Below are 24,479 nucleotides of genomic sequence, written 5' to 3' on the forward strand. Positions count from 1 at the left end.
CGTTAGATTGAAGAAGCTTTTTTGGGAGCCGCTCGATCGTTTACGGCATTACTTACGCGACTTACGCGGCAAGTCCATCGGAAAACACGTCGCTGTGTGAAATCTGCAGCATTGAGCATGGAGTTGGTGCGCAGATTTCAAGGGGCTGCGACACGTGAAAAGCACCGCCTGATTTACCTGAAAATCTTGACGGTCTGGCGGCTAACACCTTGCGCTTGAAGGCTGTTGAGCTTTCGTCCCGCCCAACACCCTGGTTGCTCTCCTGAATCTGGCTAGATTAAAAGCTCAGTAAAATGCCAGTCCGGTACCGTTGTTAACCACGATTCTGACGTGTTAACTACGCTGGTTAACACGTAAAAAAACAAGTTAACAGAGTCATTCTGACCCTGCGTGTTCGCCTTGATTTGCCCGGCGCGCCTAGGTTTTTCAACGCTCTGCCTGGCACCCCCGCGAGATCAGGATGGACCACATCAAGCGCCCTGACACCGCGTTTGCGAGGAGATATGTGCTCTTGAAGGTGGTCTACCACCAATGGCAACGCAACAACATCTACGTGAAATCATTAGCCAGCTCAACTAAACGTCTATTTAGTTGAGCTATTAATTAATGACCTTTCTATCTTGTTGAGCGATACGACGATTTCACTCCAGTACCCTTTCTTCCATACATTTCAGGTCTGAGAGCTAACAAATGCGATTTATTTCATCCGTGTTGATCGTACCCGTCCGTCCGGGGAGTTTCCGGTAGCAACAAAACAAGCAAAATCCTCGTCACCTGCGCGGCTGCTTCGCACACCACCTTGAGCGTAACGACAGCGCTGTTTCCAATAGTTTGCCGATCACACAGCCCCCTGCGGCCAACATCGCCTATGTTCGCTAGCGAACAGACTTCGCCCCGATGAATAACCCACACTCGTCGGTGGAATGCTGCGCCCGGCGGCGCAATGCCCCGCACACCCAGCCTGGCGTAGAACCGCCTTCATTCCACATGCGACCTGCCCTGCGCGGTTCGTACGAAGGATCTCATGCAAAATATCCTGACACGCACGCTGTCCAGCCTTTGGCGCTCACCGGCCATCTGGCTCAGGTGGAGTGCAGCGCGGCACAAGTTCGAGTACGAGCCAATCCTGCGTTCCGACCTGTTCAATGCGCAGCAGATCGCTGACCACGGTATCGTACTGGCACGGCAGCATCTGCTTGGGCGTCTTTCAAAAAAGGACGCATTACTGGGCCGCCTGACTGACAACCAACTGATTCTGGAACGTAGCTGCGCAACGCTCAGAACCGTACAACTGTCCAGCCGACGTGCTACCCCTGCGGCCGAATGGCTGCTGGACAACTTCTATCTCATCGAAGAAAACATCCGTACCGCAAGGACCCACCTGCCCAATGGCTATAGCCGCGAGTTGCCACGCCTTTCCGAAGGCCCTTCAGCCGGCCTGCCGCGGGTTTACGACATCGCCCTGGAAACCATCGCTCACGGCGATGGCCGGATCGACGCGCAAAGCCTGAATAGTTTCATCGCCTCTTATCAGACCATTACGCCATTGGCCCTGGGCGAGCTTTGGGCAATCCCGATCATGCTGCGACTGGCGCTGATCGAGAACTTGCGACGCGTGGCATCTCGCGTAATGGCCAACCGGGATGACCGCAACCTTGCCGATGACTGGGCCGATCGCTTGATCGAAATAGCCGAGCGCGACGCCAAGAGCGTGGTGTTGACCGTTGCCGACATGGCGCGATCGGCACCGCCGATGACGCCATCTTTCGTTGCAGAACTGGCGCGCCGCCTGCACGGACAAAGCGCTGCGCTGATTTTGCCCATGGCGTGGATAGAACAAACTCTCGGTGAGTCCGGTCTGACGGTCGAACGCCTGGTCCAGTTGGATGCTCAGCAGCAATCCGGTGACCAGGTGTCCATCAGCAACAGCATCGCCAGCTTGCGGTTGCTGGCAGCAACCGACTGGCGCGAGTTCGTCGAACGGCTCAGCCATGTCGAACAGCAATTGTGCACGGACCCGGCGGGCGTCTACGCGAAGATGGACTTCGCCACCCGCGATCATTACCGCCATGTGGTCGAACGCCTCGCGCGGCATTGTGTGCAGTCTGAAACCAAGGTGGCACAAGCCGCCATCGAACTGGCCACCACCACACAGCCCACGGCCGGTGTAACCGGGCACGTGGGCTACTACTTGGTGGCTGACGGGTTGCTCAGTCTGGAGCAGGCGCTGCACGCCAGTGTGCCGCTGCTCGAACGATGGAAGCGCCTGCTGCAGAGCGCCCCGTTGAAGTTCTACCTGTGCCCTGCACTGCTGCTGACACTGCTGTTGGCCTGGCCATTTCTCAGCAGCGCTTATCGCAGTGGCACGCCAATCTGGTGTCTGGTCCTGCTCGCCGTGCCCACGCTATTGATGACCAGCCGTCTCGCGATCGGCCTGGTCAACTGGCTAGTGACCCTCACGGTAGTCCCGTCGATACTGCCCCGTCTGGACTACAGCGAGGGCATACCGGCCGAGGCGCGTACGCTGGTGGCGGTGCCTACGATGTTTGCCAACGCCGGCGACATCGAGGCCTTGGCCGAAAGCCTGGAAGTGCGATTCCTGGCCAATCGCGATGCCAACCTGCATTTTGCGTTACTCAGTGACTTCATGGACGCCCCTGCCGAGGTGATGCCCGAGGATGCCGAACTGCTCGCACTGGCACGCCATCTGGTCGAGACGCTAAACCGCAAATATGCCGATGGCCAGGTCGACCGGTTCTTCCTGCTGCACAGGCCACGGCACTGGAGCTCCACCGAACGGGTATGGATGGGGCATGAACGCAAGCGCGGCAAACTCGCTGAGCTCAATGCTTTGCTACGTGACAAAGGGTTGCCTGGCAAAGGACAGGACCGCTTTGCATTGATCGTCGGTGATGTCGCGCCACTGGGTTCGGTTCGCTTCGTCATCACACTGGACACCGATACCTTGCTGCCACGCGATGTCGCGCGTCAGTGCATCGGCGCTATGATGCACCCGCTGAACCATCCCGTATTCGATGAACAGAGCGGGCAGATCGTCAGCGGGTACGCCATCCTGCAGCCACGGGTGGGGATCAGCCTGCCCAGCACGGCACGCTCGACCTACGCCCGCCTGTTTGGCAGCGATGCGGGTGTCGACCCCTATACCCGTGCGGTCTCCGATGTTTATCAGGACCTGTTCCAGAACGGTTCCTTCATCGGCAAGGGCATCTATGCCGTCGACGCCTTCGAACAGGCACTCGAGGGCTGCTTGCCCGACAACTGCATTCTCAGCCATGACTTGATCGAAGGCTGCTATGCCCGCTCCGGGCTGCTCAGCGATGTACAACTGTATGAGGAGTATCCTTCGCGCTACAGCGCCGACGCCAAACGCCGACACCGCTGGATTCGCGGCGACTGGCAAGTGCTGTACTGGGCCCTGCCGTGGGCGCCGAAACCGCAGGGAGGATTCGCACCCAACCGCCTCAGTGCCCTGGCACGCTGGAAGATTTTCGACAATCTGCGCCGCAGCCTGGAGCCAGGTGCCTTTCTGGTCATGCTGACATGGGGCTGGTTGGGTACGGCCGAGCCCGTCTCCTGGACATTGGCGGTGGTCATTCTGGTGTTTCTCCAACCCGTACTGCAGTCGGTACTGGCGCTGGTACAGAAAGCTGCCGATATTCCACTGGGGCAACACCTGAGCGCTGCATTGCGTACCTCGGGTCAGCATTTCATGCGAGCGCTGCTGTCGATTGTCTGGTTGCCATCCGATGCGTTGTTGAGCATCGATGCGATTGGCCGTTCACTCTGGCGCATGCTGGTCAGCAAACGCCGCCTGCTGCAATGGCAGCCTTCTCGTGAAGTGGAGCGATCCAGTGGCAACGATCTGCCGGGCATGTATCGAAGCATGTGGATTTCCCCTGCGCTGGCGCTGATTCTATTCGCCGCCCTGCTCCCCTCTCTCTCCGTACTCGCACTCGCGGCACCCTTGCTGCTGGTGTGGTTGGCGAGCCCGGCAATTGCCTGGTGGATCAGCCTGCCGACGACACCGGCGGCGTTTAACCCATCAGCGCAAGACCTGCGATTCCTGCGCATGCTGTCGCGCAAGACCTGGGCCTTCTTCGATCGGTATGTGGGCCCTGAGGACAACTGGTTGCCGCCGGACAACGTCCAGGAGATTCCCAAGCCAACCATTGCCCATCGGACATCACCAACCAACATGGGCATGGCCTTGCTCTCTCACCTGGCGGCCCACGATTTCGGCTATTTGAGTACCGGGCGCTTGCTCGAACGCATCACTGCAACGCTTGATTGCATGGCCGGCCTTGAGCGTCATCATGGGCACTTCTACAACTGGTACGACACCCGGACACTCCAGCCGCTGGCGCCTCGGTACGTGTCCACCGTGGACAGCGGCAACCTGGCGGGCCTGCTGCTAACCCTGCGGCCTGGGCTGCTGGGGTTGGTCGACACGCCCCTGTTCGATCAACGCACCCTTGGCGGCCTGGGCGACACCCTCGATGTGCTGCAGCAGGCGTTACAGGGCGTGAATCTCGATGACTGTGCCGTGCTTGAACTACGTGCGAAGGTGGAGCTGGCCACTGTCCAGGACACCCCGGACAACATCCTGCAATTACTCGATCTGGCGGATGCCTTGGTAATCGACCATCCGGCCACGTCTGCTGAAGAAGCACACTACTGGTTGCAGGCATTACAGGCGCAGTGCGCGGATCTGCGCACAGAACGACTGCGCTTCGAGCTGCCGCAGGCAACGGCCCAGGCCAGGGCGCCTGCACTCACCCTGCGTCAAATGGCAGAGATCGATTGCACGCAGTGGCTGCCCGCCGATCAGGCGCAAGTGCAGGCGGTGCAACGCCTGGCTCGCGCACGAATCATCCACCTTGAGCGCCTGGCCGAATTGTCCGCGTCACTGGCCAGCATGGACTTCACTTTCCTCTACGATGCTCAACGTGACCTCTTCTCGATAGGCTACAACGCCGACGAGCGCAGGCTGGACAACGGCTATTACGACCTGCTCGCTTCAGAGGTTCGCCTGACCAATTTCGTGGTCATCGCCCAGGGCCAGCTGCCGCAGCAGGCCTGGTTCACCCTTGGACGCTTGCTCAGTAACAATCGGGGGGTGCCAGTACTGCTTTCCTGGTCCGGATCAATGTTCGAGTACCTGATGCCAAACCTGGTAATGCCCAGCTATGAAGGTACGCTACTGGAGCAGACATGCCGCGCTGCCGTCGCCTTGCAGATCGAGCATGGCAACCAGTTGGGCATCCCCTGGGGCGTGTCCGAGTCGGGTTACAACACCCTGGATGCTCACTTCAATTATCAGTATCGGGCGTTTGGTGTTTCAGGCCTTGGCCTCAAGCGCGGGTTGGCCGAGGATACCGTGATTGCGCCGTACGCCAGTGCTCTGGCGCTGATGGTCGAGCCGGAAGCGGCGTGCCGGAACCTGCAACGCCTGGCTGCTCAGGGCTCGGCCGGTCGCTATGGTCTGTACGAAGCGGTCGACTACACCGAGGCACGTCTGCCACGCGGCCAGCGCTATGCGGTTGTGCAGTCGTTCATGGCGCACCATCAGGGCATGAGCCTGCTGGCCTTGACCAGCCTGCTGCTGGACCGGCCGATGCAGCGACGTTTCGAGTCGATTCCGGCATTCCAGGCGACCATCTTGCTGCTGCAGGAACGCGTACCCAAGACCGCCGCGCCCTACCTGCATGCGGCCCAGGACCCTGCCACAGAAGAAGGCGGACGGACGCAGGAAACCAGACTTCGGGTGTTCGCCGATCCCGGGCGCAAGCGCCCCGCCGTCCAGCTGCTCTCTAACGGCCATTACCATGTCATGCTCAGCAGTGCCGGCGGCGGTTACAGCCGCTGCAACGATATCGCCGTGACCCGCTGGCACGAAGACGCGACCTGCGACAACTGGGGCATGTTCTGCTACCTGCGTGATGTCACCAGCGGCGTTTTCTGGTCCTCGGCCCACCAGCCGACCCGGCACCGACCAGAAAGCCATGAAGCGATTTTCAGCGATGCCCGGGCCGAGTTTCGTGTTCGCGAGCTCGACTTCGATACGCACACGGAGATCGTCGTGTCCCCCGAAGACGATATCGAACTGCGCAGGCTGCACATCACCAACCGCGCCCGCGTACGTCGTAGCGTGGAGATCACCACCTACGCCGAGGTGGTCCTGGCGCCGGCAATCAGTGATGCCCTTCACCCGGCCTTCAGCAACCTGTTCGTGCAGACCGAGTTGCTGCCAACGCTGCAGGCAATCATCTGCACCCGCAGGCCTCGCTCCAGTAAGGAAGCGGCACCCTGGATGTGCCACCTGCTGGCTGCCCATGGTGTGGACATTGATGCCATTTCCTATGAGACCGATCGAGCGCGCTTCATCGGCCGCGGGCGCAACGTTGCAGCACCTGCGGCGCTTGATGGCAATGTCCAGCAGCTGTCCGGAACTGCAGGCTCGGTGCTCGACCCGATCGTGGCAATCCGCTGCCGTATTTCACTGGAGCCAGGGCAAGCGGCGACCATCGACCTGGTGACGGGCGTCGCGGACAGCCGTGAAGGTTGTCTGTATCTGATCAATAAATACCGCGACCGGCACCTCGCCGATCGCGTCTTCGACCTGGCATGGACTCACGGCCAGGTCTTGCTGCGCCAACTCAATGTATCGCTGGAAGATGCCCGCCTGTTTGAACAGATGGCCTCTTCGATCATCTACGCCAATGCTTCGTCGCGCACTGAAAATAGCGTATTGATGGCCAATCGACGGGATCAATCGAGCCTCTGGGGCCAGGCGATATCCGGGGACTTGCCCATCGTTCTGCTGCAGATCGCAACCGTGGAGAACATCGAGCTCGTACATCAGATGGTCAAGGCCCACGCCTACTGGCGGCAAAAGGGGCTGGTGGTGGACCTCGTCATCTGGAACGAAGACCAGGCCGGTTATCGCCAACAACTCCAGGACTTGATCATGGGGGTGGTGACGTCCGGCAGCGAAGCTCCGCTGATCGACCGTCCCGGGGGCATTTTCGTACGTCCGGCGCAGCAGTTGTCGAACGAGGATCGTACGCTGATCCTGTCGGTGGCGCGCCTGGTACTGAGCGAAAGCAACGGCAGCATTGCCGAACAAGTTCATCGGCGTCACGCAAGTCCGGTATACCCGGCGTTAGTACCCACGCTCAAGCGCCAACCCAAGACAACGGCGGCAGTCCCCCTCCCAGCTATCGAAGGTTTGCTCCTGAGCAACGCTTATGGCGGCTTCAGCGCTGATGGCAACGAGTATGTCATGACCTTGCAGCCTGACAGGCCGACGCCGGCGCCATGGGCCAACGTGTTGGCCAACCCGCATTTCGGCACAGTGATTTCCGAAAGTGGTGGCGCTTACACCTGGATGGAAAACGCTCACGAATTCCGCCTCAGCCCCTGGCATAACGACCCGCTCACCGACGCCTGCGGCGAGGCGATCTATGTCCGCGATGAAGAAACCGGGCATTTCTGGTCGGTGACGCCACAGCCTTGTCCCGGCACTGGCACGTACCGAACCCGGCACGGCTTCGGCTACAGCGTCTTCGAGCACGATGAAGACGGTATCCACACCGAGTTGTGGGTTTATGTGGCGCTGGATGCTTCGATCAAATTCTCGCACCTGCAGATTCGAAATCGCTCAGGCCGCGCCCGACGCCTGTCGGCGACTTGCTATGTCGAGTGGGTGCTGGGCGACTTGCGCAGCAAATCAGCAATGCATGTGGTGACTGAAGCCGACCCCGCAAGTGGCGCATTTTTCGCCAGGAACGCCTATTCGATCGAGTTTTCCGAACGGGTGGCGTTCCTCGATACCGACTCGAGCGACACCAGTATCAGTGGTGATCGCACCGAGTTCATCGGCCGCAACGGCAGCCTCAAAGCTCCCGCCGGATTACAGCAGGCACGACTGTCGGGACGTACAGGCGGCGGCTTCGATCCTTGTGCGGCGGTACAGGTTGCCCTGGACCTCGACAACGGTGATGGCCAGGACGTCGTCTTCCGACTCGGTGCAGCCAAGGATACTGCTTCAGCACTACGCCTGGTTCAAAAGTACCGGGGACTGGGTTCGGCTACCGTGGAACTCGAGGCCGTACGCGAACATTGGCGTTCGCTGCTTGGCGTGATTCAGATCCAGACGCCCGACCCAAGTATCGATGTCATGGTCAATGGCTGGCTGATGTACCAGGTGATCGCCTGTCGCTTCCAGGCCCGCAGTGGCTACTATCAGTCCGGGGGGGCTATCGGCTTTCGTGATCAACTGCAAGACAGCATGGCGATGATCCATGCCGATCCCGCCAGTGTGCGTGACCATTTGTTGCTGTGTGCAGCCCATCAATATGCCGAAGGCGACGTTCAGCACTGGTGGCACCCGCCGCTCGATCGGGGTGTGCGCAGTGGCTGTTCGGACGATTATCTCTGGCTGGCATTGGCGACCAGCCACTATATCAACGTCACCGCCGACCTCAGCGTGCTGGCCGAATCCGTGGGTTACCTTGAAGGCCGCCCACTCAATGCCGGGGAGGAGTCATATTACGACCTGCCGGGCAAATCGCACCTCGAAGAAAGCCTCTATCAGCATTGTGTACGCGCAATCGAACACAGCCTGCAGCGCGGCAGCCACGGTCTGCCCTTGATGGGCACTGGCGACTGGAACGACGGGATGAATCTGGTCGGCCATCTGGGTCATGGGGAAAGCGTATGGCTGGGCTTTTTCGGCTACGAGGTTCTACAGCAGTTTGCCATCACCGCCCAATTGCATGGAGACCCTGCTTTCGCACAGCGTTGTACCCAACAGGCAGCCATGTTGCAGGCCAGTCTGGAGGAGCATGCCTGGGACGGATCATGGTACCGGCGCGCCTGGTTTGACGACGGCCAGGTACTGGGCTCGGCCAAGAATGATGAATGCCGCATCGACTCGATCTCGCAAAGCTGGTCCGTACTGTCGGGTGCCGCCTCGCAAACGCGGCGCCGCACGGCCATGGCCTCATTCGAGCAGCATCTGGTGCGTCCTGACACAGGCGCGGTACTGCTGCTCGATCCGCCCTTCGACACTGGCTCGCTTGAGCCCGGCTATATCAAGGGTTACGTGCCGGGAGTACGGGAAAATGGCGGCCAGTACACCCACGCTGCGGTGTGGGCCGGCATGGCTTTCGCAAGGCTTGGTGACAACACCAGGGCCTGGAGGTTGCTCAACATGATCAACCCCGCAGGCAATGAGATCGCCAGCCGGATCGAAACCTACAAGGTCGAGCCCTATGTCATGGCTGCCGACGTCTACGGCACGCCGCCACATGCGGGTCGTGGAGGTTGGACCTGGTACACCGGGTCGGCCGGCTGGACGTACCGATTCATCGTGGAGTCATTGCTTGGATTGCAGCGAGTCGGGACTTCATTGCAGATCGTACCGCTGCTGGCGCAAGGCTGGCCTGGTTATACGCTGCGCTACCGCTATGGGGCGACGCACTACCATATCAATGTGCGCCCCGGCACCGGCACTTCAGCTTCGATTACGCTGGACGGCGAGCTGCTGGGCAAGGACGCGCTGGAATTACTCGATGACGGCAGAGAACATCAGGTCCTGGTGTCATGCCCGGTCACAGCGGATCAACCAGAAACTTCAGGGCGTGATAGACCCGTCGAAGCCGATCTTGAGCGCTGAGATACAGCGCTCCTGGCGAGGCCTGAGTTCAGGCAGGAAGATTCGGGCCCTGGTGGTGTGGCTGCACAGCCTTACTCAACTTGGTGTGTACAGGCTGGTTGGCAGACTGCCCAGGCTTGTAATGCAGGGGTATTGGCATGCTCTGTGGCTGTTTCGCAGTGGGCTTGCCAGGGCCCTGGCGAAGATTGGGGTCAATGTGTTTGCTCATGGCATTCTCCAGCGTTCGGCGCTGCAGATGCGGCGTCGTTCCCTTGAGCATCGCAAATTTCAGCGGCTACTTCGGTGCGTTGCCCCGCATAGTGCGCTTTGGAGTAACCTGTCCCCATCAGGGTATTCCCCTTGAACGGTGGCTGATATGTTTGCTGTACCCAAGCCACAACAGAACTACCTCCTGGCAGCACTTCCGGCGCAAGCGCTGGATCGCCTGCTCCCCCACCTTGAACCGGTCGAGCTGCCACTTGGCAAAGTGCTCTATGAGTCCGGCGGCGCTCTGCGGCATGTCTACTTCCCCACCGACTCCATCGTGTCTCTGTTGTATGTGATGGAGAACGGTGCCGCGGCCGAGATTTCGGTTGTCGGCAATGAAGGCTTGATCGGTATTGCAGTATTCATGGGCGGTGAAAGCACCCCGAGTCGGGCCGTTGTGCAAAGTGCCGGGCATGCGTTCCGGTTACCCGGTCAGCAGCTCAAGGACGAGTTCAACCGCCATGAAGAGATGCTTCTGCTGATGCTGCGTTACACCCAGGCACTGATCACACAAATGGCTCAGACGGCGGTATGCAACCGCCACCACTCCATCGACCAGCAACTGTGTCGCTGGTTGCTGTTGTCGCTTGATCGCCTGAAAGGCAATGAATTGACCATGACCCAGGAATTGATCGCCAACATGCTTGGTGTACGCCGGGAAGGCGTGACCGACGCCGCCGGCAAGCTACAGCGCCTGGGTGTTATCGAATACAGTCGGGGGCACATCAAGATCCTCGACAGGGCCCGGCTCGAAGAGCTCAGTTGCGAATGCTACGCCGTGGTCAGGAGAGAAACCGAACGATTGCTGCCCTACTTTCCATTGCGGCGTGTCCCATGAAGCTGCCCCCTGAACGATTAAGCCGATCTGTTGCGTCGACCGGTTGAATCCACAGCCATAAACCGTCATTCACAGCGGGTGCCCTTCCCCCCGAATGCAGAATGTCAGGTTGACCCGTGCGATCTCGCCATTTTCCGAGGTAAGTAGTAAGCCGCAGTCAGCTTCCTCGAAGAGAACCTCAGAACCGGGCAGTAACTCGTCATCTGCGGGCATTTGTATTCACTGACCAATGGGGCCGATATCTGGAAAATTATAGACACCACTCGCGCAAGGACCCTCAAAATTTGCTCCTTTCGCAGTGAATGGACAGCTGTGAGCATTCTGCGGGTATATTTCATGAAATGACGTGTTCAAAGCGGCGGATAGCCAAAGGTACGAGCGCGAACTGCTCAATGCCCGAATGCTTGCCGAAAGGCATTTGGTGAAACACCTCAAGAACGACGCGTGCTGGATATGACCCAGGACAAGTTGCGTATCACGTACGCTGCGGCTGAAGACAGTGCCCTGTTCGCCGAGCAGCTTATCGGGATTGTCAGTCATGACCTGCGCAACCCGTTGTCGGCCATAAAAATGGCAACGGAACTGCCTCGCTCGATTAACTAACTGAAATTGATCTCAGCGCAGCCACGCCCCTTCCGAGTTCGTCGAAGATGGCTTGGCATACCCGTCCTCTATGGGACGATGCCGCTTTGCTTCACAAAAAATGGTGAGGAAGCTCGTTTTCAGGGAGCAGTCTCATGTGTGAAACAACGTTTTTGAATCGCCCCTGGTTTCCTGGACTCCACCACCGACCGGTTTGGGTCGATCAGAGCCCTTTACAATCGACACTGCACTCAGGATTTTTGAGCGCTCTGATCCTGGGTGAACGCTTGACGGCGGGAGCCTGACGCAGCAGAGGTGCACTGCGTCATGTCTGACGGTTTAAAATCGCCTCGGCATGCCTGGGTAAGGCGATAGAAATTACAGCGGCCAGCAGCACGCAGACCGAGGAAACCCACAAGCAAGTCTCCAACCCGTAACCCTGATAAATCCAGCCGGACAGCACGGTGCCGAGCAATCGGCCCAGGGCGTTGGACATGTAGTAGAAACCCACGTCCAGCGATACCCCGTCTTCTTTGGCATACGAGACGATGAGATAGCTGTGCAGAGAAGAATTCACCGCGAACAGCGCGCCGAATACCATCAACCCACCCAGCAGCACAATGTGCGGCGACCAACCCGTCGAGAGACCGAGGGCGATTGCCGCAGGCAGCCCTGCCAGCGCAAGTGCCCAGAGAAATGCCGCACGACCATCCGGTACGTGGCCGCGTTTCTTACCGGTTATGTTTGGGGCCAACGATTGAATGACGCCGTAGCCGATGACCCAGGCCGCAAGAAAGCCACCAACCTTCCAGAAGTCCCAGCCGAATACGCTACTCAGGTAGACCGGCAACGCCACCACGAACCAGACATCGCGGGCACCAAAGAGGAACATTCGCGCAGCCGAGAGGATATTGATCGCCCGGCTCTTGGAGAGAATGTCGCGAAACTTCGGTTTGGCCTTGGCTTTGCCCAGATCCTTCTTCAACAGGAACAGGCTGACTATCCAGATCAACGCCAGAGTCGCGGCCATTGCTAGCACGGCAACCGTAAAGCCCAGCAATGCCAGCAGCGCACTGCCCAGGAAGAAACCCACGCCTTTGAGCGCGTTCTTCGAGCCGGTAAGGATCGCCACCCATTGGTAGAGGGTGCCTTGTTGGTTGTCGGGCACCAGGAGTTTGATGGAACTCTTGGCGCTCATCTTGTTGAGGTCTTTGGCAATGCCCGACAACGCCTGAGCGCCCATCACCCAAGGGATGGTCAGCCAGGCGGCGGGCACAGTCAGCATCAACAAGGCTGCCACTTGGAGCCCCAAACCAATGTTCATGGTGCGATTGAGACCTAGACGGGCACCCAGGTAACCGCCGACCAGATTGGTAATGACGCCGAAGATTTCATAGAACAGAAACAGGAACGCAATCTGTAACGGGCTGTAGCCCAACGCATGGAAGTGCAACACCACCAACATGCGCAAGGCGCCGTCGGTGAGAGTAAAAGCCCAGTAATTGCCGGTCACTGACAGGTACTGGCGCACTTGCGGGGAAAGGGCTGACAACGCGTTCATGATCTCTCCCTGTTAATCGGCCATGCCGACCAGTTTGGCCAGCTCAACAGCACGATTGGCATAACCCCATTCGTTGTCGTACCAGGCATAAATCTTCACTTGAGTGCCATTGATCACCATCGTCGAAAGCGCATCGATGATCGATGAGCGCGGGTCGGTGCGGTAGTCGATGGACACCAGTGGGCGCGTCTCATAGCCGAGAATGTTTTTCAGCGGGCCTTCTGCCGCCGCTTTAAGCAACGCATTAACCTCATCCACCGAGGTGGCGCGCTCCACTTCGAACACACAATCGGTGAGCGAGGCATTCGCCAACGGTACGCGAACCGCGTGACCATTCAGGCGGCCACGCAGTTCGGGGAAGATTTGCGCAATGGCGGTGGCCGAGCCAGTGCTGGTCGGGATGAGACTCATGCCTGAAGCGCGGGCGCGGCGCAGATCCTTGTGCGGCTGATCGAGGATGCTCTGGGTGTTGGTCAGGTCGTGAATGGTGGTGATCGAACCGTGGCGAATGCCCAGGTTCTCGTGGATCACTTTGACGACCGGGGCCAGGCAATTGGTGGTGCAGGAAGCAGCGGTCACAATGCGGTGCTGCGCCGGGTCGAACAGGTGCTGGTTAACGCCCATCACCACGTTCAAGGCACCTTGCTCCTTGACCGGCGCACAGACCACCACACGCTTAACGCCCTGATCCAAGTAGGTCTGCAACACAGCCACAGTCTTCATCTTGCCGCTGGCCTCGATCACCAGATCGCAACCCGACCAGTCGGTGTCGGCAATCGCTTTGTTCGCGGTGACCTTGATGCGCTTGCCGCCAATCACTACATGATCGCCTTCTGCGCAGGCTTCGTTGTTCCAACGACCATGCACAGAGTCGAAGTTGATCAGGTGCGCATGGGTTACTGCATCGCCTGCCGGGTCGTTGATTTGCACGAACTCGAACTCTGGCCAGCCCCAGGCTGCACGCAGGGCGAGACGACCGATGCGACCGAAACCGTTGATACCTACTTTGATGCTCATGCTGTTGTTCTCTTGGGGCTGCTGACTGGGGGCAATTACGACTTGGCGATGTCGAATTGGCTGGCGTAGTTGATAGGCGCAGGGTGCTGAATCGCACGCGGGCGCAGCGTCCTTCAGATAGAGCGTTGATTAACGCGCCTGGAGAGTTCTTCCGCCGACTCCTTACGCTCGGAATAGCGGTCGACCAGATAGTCCTGCCGCTCGCGCAGTAACAATGTGAACTTCACCAGCTCTTCCATTACGTCCACGACACGGTCGTAGAATGCCGAGGGCTTCATGCGCCCCGCCTCGTCGAACTCCAGGTAGGCCTTCGGCACCGAGGACTGGTTGGGAATGGTGACCATACGCATCCAGCGACCCAATACACGTAGCTGGTTGACCACGTTGAAAGATTGCGAGCCACCACAAACCTGCATCACCGCCAGCGTCTTGCCCTGAGTTGGGCGCACTGCGCCCATGGTCAACGGAATCCAGTCGATCTGCGCCTTGAACACTGCGCTCATCGAGCCGTGGCGTTCGGGGGAGCACCAGACCTGACCTTCTGACCAGAGCACCAGCTCGCGTAGCTCCTGCACTTTGGGGTGGCTGTCCGGCACATCATCTGGCAACGGCAGCTCAGATGGATTGAAGATGCGAGTTTCTGCGCCGAAATGTTGCAACAGGCGCGCAGCCTCTTCAGTCAGCAGGCGGCTGAACGAACGCTCGCGGGTCGAGCCGTAGAGCAGCAGGATTCGCGGTTTGTGGGTAGCCGACAGCGTGCTGCCGAGTTTATCGAGGGTCGGCAGGTCGACCAGTTCGGCATCGAGGTTGGGGATCAGTTCTTCAGTCATACGTTTACTCCTGAGCGATGGCGCCCTTCGGATGATCGAACCAGCGGCGCTTGAGCCAGAGGGCCACGCCAACCAGGGAGATCAGTACCGGCACTTCCACCAGCGGGCCAATCACCGTGGCAAAGGCTACCGGCGAAGCGAGGCCGAATGTGGCAATGGCCACAGCGATGGCCAGTTCGAAGTTGTTGCTGGCAGCGGTAAAGGCCAGTGCAGTGGTGCGTGGATAATCCGCGCGGAGCAGCTTGCCCATCCAAAAGCTGATGAAAAACATCACCACGAAGTAGATGGTCAACGGGATAGCGATACGCAGCACATCCAGCGGAAGCTGCAACACCATGTCGCCCTTGAGGCTGAACATCGCCACGATGGTCAGCAACAGCGCGACCAGGGTCAGAGGGCTGATGCGCGGAATGAAGCGCTGGCTGTACCAGGTTTCGCCTTTGCGGCTGATGAGGATTTTGCGTGTAAGGAAACCAGCCAGGAATGGGATGCCCAGGTAGATCAGCACGGACTCGGCGATGCTGACAAAGTTGGTGTCAATCACACTGCCCTGAAGGCCGAACAATGGCGGCAGTAGACCTAAGAAGACCCATGCATACACGCTGAAGAACAGGATCTGGAAGATGCTGTTGAAGGCCACCAACCCGGCGACATATTGGTTATTGCCACCCGCAATCTGATTCCACACCAGCACCATGGCGATGCAGCGCGCCAGACCGATAAGGATCAGGCCTGTCATGTACTCCGGCTTGTCAGCGAGAAACACGATGGCCAGTACGAACATCAGCACTGGGCCGATCACCCAGTTCTGAATCAGCGAAAGGGCCAGAATGCGCTTGTCCTTGAATACCTCCGGCAGCTCTTCGTACCTGACCTTAGCCAGCGGCGGATACATCATTACGATCAGGCCGATGGCAATCGGGATATTGGTCGAACCCACCGAAAGGCTGTTAAGCCAGACCGGCAGCCCTTCGAACAGACTACCCAAGCTGACACCAATCGCCATGGCGAGAAATATCCAGACCGTCAGGTAGCGATCTAAAAAAGAAAGACGACTTTTACTCATTGTCATATCCCCAGAGTCAGAGAGTGCCAATCAAGGCCAGTTCGGCCTTGAGTTGCTCGGCGCTTAACTGCTTAAGTGGTAACGCCAGGAAAGCTTCAATGCGGGTTCTGATCTGTTCCAGAGTGGCTTCGAAAGCCGCCTCGATCTCTTCTTGAGTCCCTTGATACTCAGAAGGATCTGCCAGCCCCCAGTGGGCCTTGGTGGCCGGGCCAAAAAAGACCGGGCAGGCTTCGCCGGCAGCCTTGTCGCAAACCGTGATAACGAAATCAGGGACCAGGTTTACATGGACATCGCTGGACTTGCTGTAGAGCCCTGCGGTAGAGATTCCAGCCATATTTAACGTTTTCAGGCTCAGTGGATGGACTTCGCCCTTTGGCTGGCTACCGGCGCTGTAGGCTTGCATCTCAGTCGGAGCCAAGTGATTGAACATGGATTCGCAAAGAATGCTGCGGCAACTGTTGGCGGTGCAAAGAAACAGAATCTTCATCAGGCTATCTCGTAAAGGCCCTGCGTTTCTTGGGCCGACGTTAACTCAGCAACAAGCAGCCAAGCGTTGTGGGCGATCACCCATCACGTCGAGGCGTTTGGCGTCTGGACTGAGCCAGTGCTGGTTGGCGTCCAGCGTGGTTTTCAGTACGGCAATCACCCAATCCGGCAGACTGGGATGCAGGCGGTAATACACCCATTGACCTTGCCGACGATCCTCCAGCAAGCCGCAGCTGCGCAGTTGCGCCAGGTGCCGGGAGATTTTCGGTTGGCTCTCATCGAGTGCGCAGGTCAGTTCACAGACGCACAGCTCTTGCTCACGGGTGATGAGCAACATCAGCCGAACACGAGTTTCGTCAGCCAGGCATTTGAATACGGTGGTCGGTGTCAGATGGTCAGCCATAGGGGTCTCAACGTTTAAAAAGCACGCGGGCCTTATCGGTCATCGCCAAATACCGGATTGGATATGGTTATTCGAATATACGTATTTCCGTATATCCAGTAAAGCTGCAAAGGCGTATTACGCACACATGCCCGTATTCTGGCCTGTACGCTCATGACTCGAAGCCGGATTTCGGAAAACGAGCACACCTTCAGCCGCAATACATACGAACGAGCGTATATAGGTAATTATTCCGTCACCACCGTGGCTTTAGGCTGTCCAGCATCTCAATCCCAGGCAGGAGTCGTGATGAGCAGAATGAACAAAAGACACGGCATGCACGCGAAGAGGGGCAGATCAGCCCTTGACGAGTAGCAATCGGGGCTCTCGCCCCCTTCACCTTCACGCCTGATCCATAACCTCGACCACTCCCTGATCCTCACCCAGGAACCCACCGCTTTGATGCTGCCACAGCCGCGCATAGACGCCGTTTTTCCCGAGCAGTTCGGTGTGGGTGCCCTGTTCGATGATGCGTCCGTCATCCATGACGATGAGCCGGTCCATGGCCGCAATTGTGGACAGCCGATGGGCGATGGCGATCACTGTCTTGCCCTGCATCATTTCATCGAGGCTTTCCTGAATGGCCACTTCGACTTCCGAGTCCAGCGCGCTGGTGGCCTCGTCAAGCAGCAGGATCGGAGCGTTCTTGAGCATCACCCGGGCAATCGCGACGCGTTGACGCTGGCCGCCGGACAGCTTGATGCCCCGTTCACCCACAAGGGTGTCGTAGCCGGTATTGCCTTGCCGGTCACTCAGTTGACTTATGAACTCATCGGCTTGGGCATTGGCCGCGGCGCCACGAATTTGCGCATCGGTCGCATCGGGACGGCCGTAGGCGATGTTGTCGCGAATGGAACGATGCAGCAGGGAGGTATCCTGCGTGACCATGCCGATGGAGCCGCGCAGGCTGTCCTGTGTCACCTTCGCGATGTTTTGGCCGTCGATGCGAATCTCCCCGCTGTCGACGTCATAGAAGCGCAGCAGCAGGTTGATAAGCGTGGATTTGCCGGCGCCAGAGCGGCCAACCAGGCCGATTTTTTCGCCCGCTCGGATATTCAGGCTCAGGCCATCAAGCACTTGGCGTTCGCCATTGTAGTTGAAGCTCACCTTGTCGAAGGTGACCGCCCCGCCGGAGGTCAGCAGTACGCCCGCGTCCGGCGCATCCTGCACCTTGGGGCCGCGGGTAAACGTTGTCATGCCATCCTGTACGGTACCAATGCTCTCGAACAGCGAGGTCATTTGCCACATGATCCAGTGCGACATGCCATTGATACGCAACGCCATGGCGGTGATTGCCGCCACCGCACCCGCACCGACCTCACCCTGGTGCCATAGCCACAGGGCATAACCACCGGCTGCCATGATCAGCGCCACCACCAATGCCTGGTTAACAATCTCGAATTGGCTGACCAGGCGCATCTGGCGAAAGCCGGTTTGCTTGAAATCCTCCATTGCTGCACGCGCGAAGTGCGCCTCACGATTGGAGTGGGAGAACAGCTTCACTGTAGTGATGTTGGTATAGGCGTCCGAGATACGTCCGGTCATCATCGACCGGGCGTTGGCTTGCTCCTGCCCGACTTTCCCCAGGCGGGGCACGAAGTACAGCATGGCCACCCCGAACAACACGACCCAGGCAACGAAAGGCAGCATCAGTTTCAGTGCGAAGCCGCCGGCCAGGGCAATGATCGCGATGAAATACACGCCAATCCCGGGTGCGATCTCGATCAAGGTGAATAGCACGTCGCGCACGGCCAGCGCAGTCTGCATGACCTTGGTAGTGACCCGGCCGGAAAACTCATCGGAAAAAAACGAAAGGCTTTGCCGCAGCATCAGTCGATGGAAATCCCAGCGCAATCGCAACGGCAGATTGATCGCCAATATCTGGTGCTGCACCGTAGTGCGCAACGCCACTAGACCGACGCTGGTCACCATCACGATGCCCATCCCCCACAACACGCGACTTTCCTGCAAAGCCGCATCACCGCCCGCCTGCCAGGTCGAGAGCAAGTCCACGACCTGCCCGAGGAAGGAAAACAGCCAGGCTTCGTAAATCGACACGCTGGCACTGAGCAGCGCAAGCGCCAGGATGTAGCCGCGGGCTCCCCGCGTGCATGCCCACAGGAATCGAAACAGGCCCTCGGGTGGCGGTGGCACCTCGTCAGGAGGAAAAGGGTCGAGCCTTCGTTCAAATGCACGAAGCATGGTGGTCTCCAAAACAATCAAGTTACGCAGATTCTGCCATTGAAAGGTTGCTTTGAGGGTTTTGCGAAATTATTGGAACGCCGAGCCTGCGGTACACACTTCACCCTGGTTGAACGCAATCGCTGCCGCGGCGGCTTGCGCTGCCGCGTCAAGATCCGGTGCGTCAGCGCAGACGATGTGGGGACTCTTGCCACCCGCCTCGAGCCAGACGCGCTTCATGTTCGGAACACTTTGCAGGATTTGGATAGGGGCAACCGCCTGGGCCTGCACCCGATCACGCAGCATGTCCTCCGGCAGGCCGATCACTACCGGTCCCGGGCGTCCGGTTCGCGCCAAGGCAAACGCCCGCGAGACAATTTCGGGTATTCGCTCGGCGTGTTCGATCTGGAATACGCCTTTGCTGGTCGTACGGAACCAGCCATTGAGATCGAACTCCTGAAAAGAGGCGCGATAGGTTTCGGTACGGGGAATGAGTCCAACGAACAGCACCAACGGCACGCTGTCCTGCCATGCGGTGTGCAACGCGACCATCGCATTGGCCGCACCCGGGCCACGAGTCACCATGCTCTCACACCCCTGACGGCCTTTTCTAAATGGCGGGCTGCCGCCATGATCAGCCCGCCCTCGCCCGCCTTCTCAAGCAGCCGCCACCCGTCCGTGGTTGCTGCTCACCTCAAACTGCCCCACCAGTTTTTGCAGTTTGTTGGCATTGAGCCTCACCGTCTCGGCACTGCCTTGCAACACCACCACCGTCTGACGCATTTCTGCCGAGGACTGGTCGACCTGTCTGATCGTCTTGCCGTAGTCAAGGCTGCGTTTGTTGAGCTGTTGAATGATCGCAAACATACTCTCCACCGCTTGATGCAACTGCACGTTTTCCGAGGAGGCATCTTCGGCCAGGCGCAGGCTGTTATCGACGTCCGTGACGCCCTCCTTCATGAAGCTGACGGCGGTTTGCGTTTCGTTCTGCAAGCCTTCGACCATCTGCCGAATGTCGTCGGCGGCTCGAGAGGTGCGTGAGGCGAGACTGCGTACCTCATCGGCGACCACCGCAAAACCTCGCCCATGTTCGCCCGCGCGCGCGGCCTCGATGGCGGCATTGAGTGCCAGCAGATTGGTCTGGTTGGTAATGTCACTGATCAGGCCGGTAATGTTGCCGATTTGCGTCATGCGGCTGTCGAGCAACTGCACGCTTGAAGAAGAGCGCTCGACCACATCCCGAATCGACTGGGTGCCTGCCTGCACCGCGAGAAACTGCTCACGGGCGCGGGCGACGACTTCGTCCATTGCCTGCTTCATTTGCTCGGCGCTGGCAGAGGCTTGCTGGATCTCGCCCAATTGGTGTTCAACGATAATCATCATGTGATGCACCGCTTCGGCCACCTCCACTGAAGTGACGCCGGCTTCCTGGCTACGCCCCAACATCAGCTGGTTGGTGGCACCGACGGTGCGACTGGCTTTGACCACTTGCCCGACAACCGAGTCCAGATTATCGATGAAGCTGTTGATCCAGCGCCCCATGTCGCCGGTCTCGTCATTGGCCATTCGTGTGGTGTCCAGACGCTGGCGAAGGTTACCCTCGCCCTCGGCGATGGTCCTGATCACGCCTGTCATCTCGCCCAACCTTTGTGCAAGCCGTCCAGGCCCCAACAGGCTGAACAGCACAGTGGCGCAGACCATACCCAACACCTCGACGGCATCGATCATCCCTTGTGCCAATCCGCTGTAATGCTGGACCGTGTAGTTGCAGGCAAACAGCCCTGCCATGGTGGCCAGATAAGGTTTCATCAGGCCATAGCTGAGTGATCGTCGGCGGTAAACCTCCTCCAGATCGGCTTCACACATCATTCCCCAGCGATCAGGTGATCCTGGCAATTGGAACGTGACCCCCTTGCCGACCACCGGAATGTGCCGATAGTCCGAGTAACCGGGATAAGTCACGAACAGATTGGAGCCCATGCGTATGGTTTCGCGCACACCAGGGTGCAACGCCTGGGTCGCCGGGTCAGTGAAGCGCAACTCCAGCTCCGTGTGCCGTTGAATCTGCACGGTCTTCCAGGGCGTATGCACGCCGCTTTTCAGGTTTTCGCCGTGGGTGAACGTACCGTCCTCGAAACGTGAGCGCGACAACGCGGTGCCCGGTGCAATCGCCGGATCAAAGCGTGATTGCGCCATGAACAGGTAATTGTCGCCCGACTCGGCATAGATGTGCCCGGCCTCGCGCTGGATAAGATCGCCCAATACATCGTTTGGCACGCGACCGCAGAGGCAGCCCAGGACTTTTCCATCGGCCTTCAAAGGCTGATAGAACATCAACGTGACTTCATCGTGAAAGCGTGAAGTCGATGGACCGATCTGCAAGGTCAATGGATCGCTGTAAGGGCCGTGAAGAAACGGCGCCTTCATCCCTTCGGCCAGGGCGCGGGTTTTCTGAGGCTGACTTTTACCGCGTCCGCTCCAGGTAGAGGCGATGACGGCGCCATCGACACTTAGGACAAATAGCTCGGAAAAATCTTCCGCCTGGTTGAGCTTTTCCAACAGTGAATGACTGTCGATATGGGCAAAATCCCGACCGAGATGTTCTGCCAGTTCAGCGAGGTGTTCCCACTGCTCGCGCGTCCAGTTGTGCAGCAACTGCGCACGGGTTTGTGCGATGGCTTCAAAGGTTTGTTCGATCACCGGATAAGCCGATCGATTGAGTCGGCATGACCAACCCATCGTGATTTTTCCGGTCTTGCCGAACCAGGGTAACCAGTGCTTCTCGCTAGAGGATAATTGCATGACCTTACTTGAAAGCGACATTTGCCTCTCCAACCGCGACATTCGGATGGCGAATTGATAGCAAATACCACGCCAAGTCGTAAGCAGGCTAACCATTGCCTGCCCGCAAGAGCGTTTTCTGCGGTCGACCGCATTCAATTTGCTCCAGCCCTCCAGAGCGCCTGCTACAACTCAGTGCGCCAAGTGCCACATGCCCTGATAAAGCGCTGATATCGGGCCTGGGCAATACCCTCTGGCACGCATGCCGCGAGCGACTCCTCGCCCGCCTGCGCCCAGGCGCGAGCATTGGCATGGGTGGATAGCCCAAGCCGATGTACTTGCCGTGGTAAGCCACTGTTCTCGATGTCCCAGAGAACAACCCTGCCGCGATGGATCTGCCGGTGCGAGCAAATTGCCAGGCACTGGATAAACCAATTCCCGCGTGACTCAACGCTTGAAAGAAGGGTCAGGCCGCACTTTCTGCGTCACTTCCCTGCGGCCCTCAGGACTGCGTGTCGAACCCGAAGACGCGTAGCTCCTGGTCACAACGACAGGCCTTCGCGATGCGCGCGGCCCACGCGACGGCCTCCTCGCGTGAGGGAAGTTCGAGCACGGTGAAGCCGCCATCAAGCGGGGGCGCCCACGGGTAGCCGCCCTCGGCGACAGCCCCGTCAGCTGCGACGAGAACGGGCGGCACGCCTTCGTCGATGCCGCCGCCGAAGACGTAGACGCCGGCGGCTTTCGCCTCGTCGATCACGGCGTGCGCGTCGCGACCCACCGCCTCCAACTCGCCTTCGGGCACAATCATCGCAGCGCTGGGAAAGGAGATCAGGTACTTGGCCATGACGTTAATTCCTACGGAAATTGATGTCGGTCGTGGAGCGAGTGTTCGCCCTGACGTAAAGTATCCTGCAGAATTGCATTTCTCGATTATTTTCAACATGGACGGAAAATATGAAATTTGCCATAGGGGTGTTGGCTTTACTGTCATTGACAGGATGTGCGACGCCAACCATGAACGAGATGCGCCAGGAAGCACCACGCGAAGTTCTGCACTCAAAAAAAGCCGACAAGGTCATCGCTGATTGCGTTCAGCGCGAGTGGAAAAGCCTGTTCGTTTTTGAAGGACGGGATGGGGCAACTCAGGAATCCGGCAGCAACGGTGGCTACACCGTAGCAACGAGTGGTTCCGCGTATTTTGTCGACATCCAGCCAGAAAAATCCGGCTCGGTGGCTAAGTATTACGCTGCGACGTATCGCTGGATATCAAAAAAACATCTGGCCGCGTTACAAAGTTGTCTCTGAATCGACCCTGATCTCGCAAACAATAAATGCCGCCTGTTGGCGAACAGCGGCCTCTCGGCAAAGGCAGCAATCGGTTCAGAAGCGCTCAGTGCTTTTGAAACGATTGCTGCCCTCTTTGCTCGGGTTACAGGATCTTGAAGGGAACGTTGATAATCAAGCGGAACTCTTCAATATTGTTTTCCAGTTGGAGTGGGCTGGACCGGTGCCAGACATAACCGCTCATCACACTCGCCCCCTTGAAATTGCCGGACTGCAAGGTGTAGCTGGCCAGCGTGCCGACTTCATACTCGTTTTCGTCGTCCTGGTTTTTAAAGTCGGCATACATGCCGTTCGAGCCACCCTTGTAGTGAGTGGCATCGATACCCCAGCCCTTGATGTACCAGACAGAGGACTTAAAGCCTGGCAGACCGTAAGCGGCAAAGTCGGTCATGTAATTGATCTGGAACGACTTTTCGTTTGGCCCGTTATAGTTCGAAAGCCCGACGTTGGGCAGGTTGATCGCATTCGACTCGCCGACAAAGTCGAAGAATTCGTCGCCATCGATCTTCTGCACGCCAAACTTCAGCGTATGGTTTTTCCAGGTCGGTGCGACGCTCAGTCCGTAGGCCTGCTGATCGATATAGCCGCCCTTCTCGGCACCACTGGACTGAGTGTTGTAGACATCCAACTGCATGTCGGTACTGATCGGGCCCCACTGGTATTTCTTGCCCAGGCCGACGTATTCACGGTCCCAGATATCGTCGAGGCGCGACAGGTAGGCACTGGCGCGCCATCCGCTTTTGGTCACGAAATCTGCACCACCGTAGGCGATGAAGTCGCCGGTGACGTGCCGGTACGTATAGGTCGGGGTCAGATCCTGAGTGCCCGCGCCGGTCCTAGGGGATGCTCTGTCGAAGTACCCGGATTTGATCGTCAGGCCGTCGATATCATGGCTTTCCAGCGAAACACCGTCGAAGGAAGCCGGCAGCGTCCGGGTGTCTGCGTAACCCATGACCGGCGTTCTGGACATCTGCTGCCGACCCACTTTCAGCGTTGTCTGCGCGAGCCTTACCTTCAACGCCGCCACGCCGATTTTGCTCCAGTCGTCGACCACATTGCCGTCCTTGTCCACCAGCACGCGGTTGCTGCCACCAGCCGTTGTCAGCTGGCTGCGCTCCAGCGCCACTGCCGAATAGGTTGAAACGTCGAGACCGAAACCCAGGGGGCCTTGAGTGAAACCGGATATGTAATCGAGCTTGAACCCCTGAACCCAGGCAGTACGATCTCGCACCGCGCGGGGGCCTTCATTGGTCTGTGCGCGGAAGTGCACCGCCTTGCTGCCGATTTCATGGGAATACCACTGACGGGTATTGAGCGTCAGCGTGCTGTCTTCGACAAACCCGTGATCCTCAGCATAAACCGGCGATGCTGAAATAGCGGCCACGAGCATTCCCGCCGACCATAC

General features: G+C 58.5%; 14 protein-coding genes and 2 pseudogenes. 4 read left to right on the top strand and 12 right to left on the bottom strand.

Annotated elements, in window-relative coordinates; genetic code table 11:
* The first annotated feature begins 1,024 nt into the window (after window positions 1-1,024).
* From QMK58_RS15575 to QMK58_RS15590, 3 genes are all read left to right on the top strand, one after another.
* Window positions 1,025-9,700, top strand: coding sequence for a GH36-type glycosyl hydrolase domain-containing protein (locus QMK58_RS15575; protein WP_320394994.1), 8,676 nt, complete (start codon window positions 1,025-1,027; stop codon window positions 9,698-9,700).
* Between the two features lie 355 nt (window positions 9,701-10,055).
* Window positions 10,056-10,784, top strand: a complete 729-nt coding sequence (locus QMK58_RS15580) for a Crp/Fnr family transcriptional regulator (RefSeq protein ID WP_053159475.1) — start codon at window positions 10,056-10,058, stop codon at window positions 10,782-10,784.
* Between the two features lie 453 nt (window positions 10,785-11,237).
* Window positions 11,238-11,387 (top strand): histidine kinase dimerization/phospho-acceptor domain-containing protein, encoded by a 150-nt coding sequence (locus QMK58_RS15590; protein WP_413817430.1) that lies wholly within the window; start codon window positions 11,238-11,240, stop codon window positions 11,385-11,387.
* A 304-nt stretch (window positions 11,388-11,691) separates the two neighbouring features.
* Here the strand turns inward: QMK58_RS15590 and arsJ are convergent, their stop codons facing one another.
* The 11 genes and pseudogenes from arsJ to QMK58_RS15645 form a co-directional block, all read right to left on the bottom strand.
* Window positions 11,692-12,927, bottom strand: a complete 1,236-nt coding sequence (gene arsJ, locus QMK58_RS15595; protein WP_320394996.1) for an organoarsenical effux MFS transporter ArsJ — start codon at window positions 12,925-12,927, stop codon at window positions 11,692-11,694.
* 12 nt (window positions 12,928-12,939) lie between these two features.
* Window positions 12,940-13,944 carry an ArsJ-associated glyceraldehyde-3-phosphate dehydrogenase gene (locus tag QMK58_RS15600; RefSeq protein ID WP_320394997.1) on the bottom strand — a complete coding sequence of 335 codons (1,005 nt, stop codon included), beginning with the start codon at window positions 13,942-13,944 and terminating at the stop codon, window positions 12,940-12,942.
* Between the two features lie 113 nt (window positions 13,945-14,057).
* Window positions 14,058-14,774, bottom strand: a complete 717-nt coding sequence (gene arsH / locus QMK58_RS15605) for an arsenical resistance protein ArsH (protein WP_053159470.1) — start codon at window positions 14,772-14,774, stop codon at window positions 14,058-14,060.
* Window positions 14,775-14,778: 4 nt separating this feature from the next.
* A complete protein-coding gene (gene arsB / locus QMK58_RS15610) occupies window positions 14,779-15,840 on the bottom strand; it encodes an ACR3 family arsenite efflux transporter (RefSeq protein WP_320394998.1) in 1,062 nt (353 codons plus the stop codon).
* A gap of 16 nt (window positions 15,841-15,856) precedes the next feature.
* Entirely contained in the window at window positions 15,857-16,327 is a 471-nt protein-coding gene (locus tag QMK58_RS15615) for an arsenate reductase ArsC (protein WP_320394999.1), read from the bottom strand.
* 45 nt (window positions 16,328-16,372) lie between these two features.
* The gene (locus QMK58_RS15620; RefSeq protein ID WP_053159464.1) at window positions 16,373-16,729 is read right to left on the bottom strand and encodes a metalloregulator ArsR/SmtB family transcription factor; all 357 of its coding nucleotides are present in this window, start codon (window positions 16,727-16,729) and stop codon (window positions 16,373-16,375) included.
* Between the two features lie 381 nt (window positions 16,730-17,110).
* A complete protein-coding gene (locus QMK58_RS15625; RefSeq protein WP_053159461.1) occupies window positions 17,111-18,970 on the bottom strand; it encodes an ABC transporter ATP-binding protein in 1,860 nt (619 codons plus the stop codon).
* An 81-nt stretch (window positions 18,971-19,051) separates the two neighbouring features.
* A pseudogene (locus QMK58_RS15630) lies at window positions 19,052-19,192 on the bottom strand (aldehyde dehydrogenase family protein); the annotation flags it as partial.
* A 213-nt stretch (window positions 19,193-19,405) separates the two neighbouring features.
* Window positions 19,406-19,534 (bottom strand): annotated as a pseudogene (locus tag QMK58_RS28970) (thiamine pyrophosphate-binding protein); the annotation flags it as partial.
* Window positions 19,535-19,606: 72 nt separating this feature from the next.
* Window positions 19,607-21,847, bottom strand: a complete 2,241-nt coding sequence (locus QMK58_RS15640; protein WP_413817382.1) for a methyl-accepting chemotaxis protein — start codon at window positions 21,845-21,847, stop codon at window positions 19,607-19,609.
* A 385-nt stretch (window positions 21,848-22,232) separates the two neighbouring features.
* A complete protein-coding gene (locus tag QMK58_RS15645; protein ID WP_320395001.1) occupies window positions 22,233-22,574 on the bottom strand; it encodes a transcription initiation protein in 342 nt (113 codons plus the stop codon).
* Window positions 22,575-22,684: 110 nt separating this feature from the next.
* On the opposite strand from QMK58_RS15645, the gene QMK58_RS15650 reads away from it, so the two are divergent.
* On the top strand, window positions 22,685-23,035 hold the full coding sequence (locus QMK58_RS15650; protein WP_053159454.1) for a hypothetical protein: 351 nt from the start codon (window positions 22,685-22,687) through the stop codon (window positions 23,033-23,035).
* Between the two features lie 124 nt (window positions 23,036-23,159).
* On the opposite strand, the gene QMK58_RS15655 is transcribed toward QMK58_RS15650, so the two are convergent.
* Complete coding sequence (locus QMK58_RS15655; RefSeq protein ID WP_320395002.1) at window positions 23,160-24,464, bottom strand: OprD family outer membrane porin; 1,305 nt, start codon at window positions 24,462-24,464, stop codon at window positions 23,160-23,162.
* Between the last annotated feature and the right edge of the window lie 15 nt (window positions 24,465-24,479).

The sequence above is a fragment of the Pseudomonas sp. P8_241 genome (genome assembly GCF_034008315.1).
Lineage (GTDB): Bacteria > Pseudomonadota > Gammaproteobacteria > Pseudomonadales > Pseudomonadaceae > Aquipseudomonas.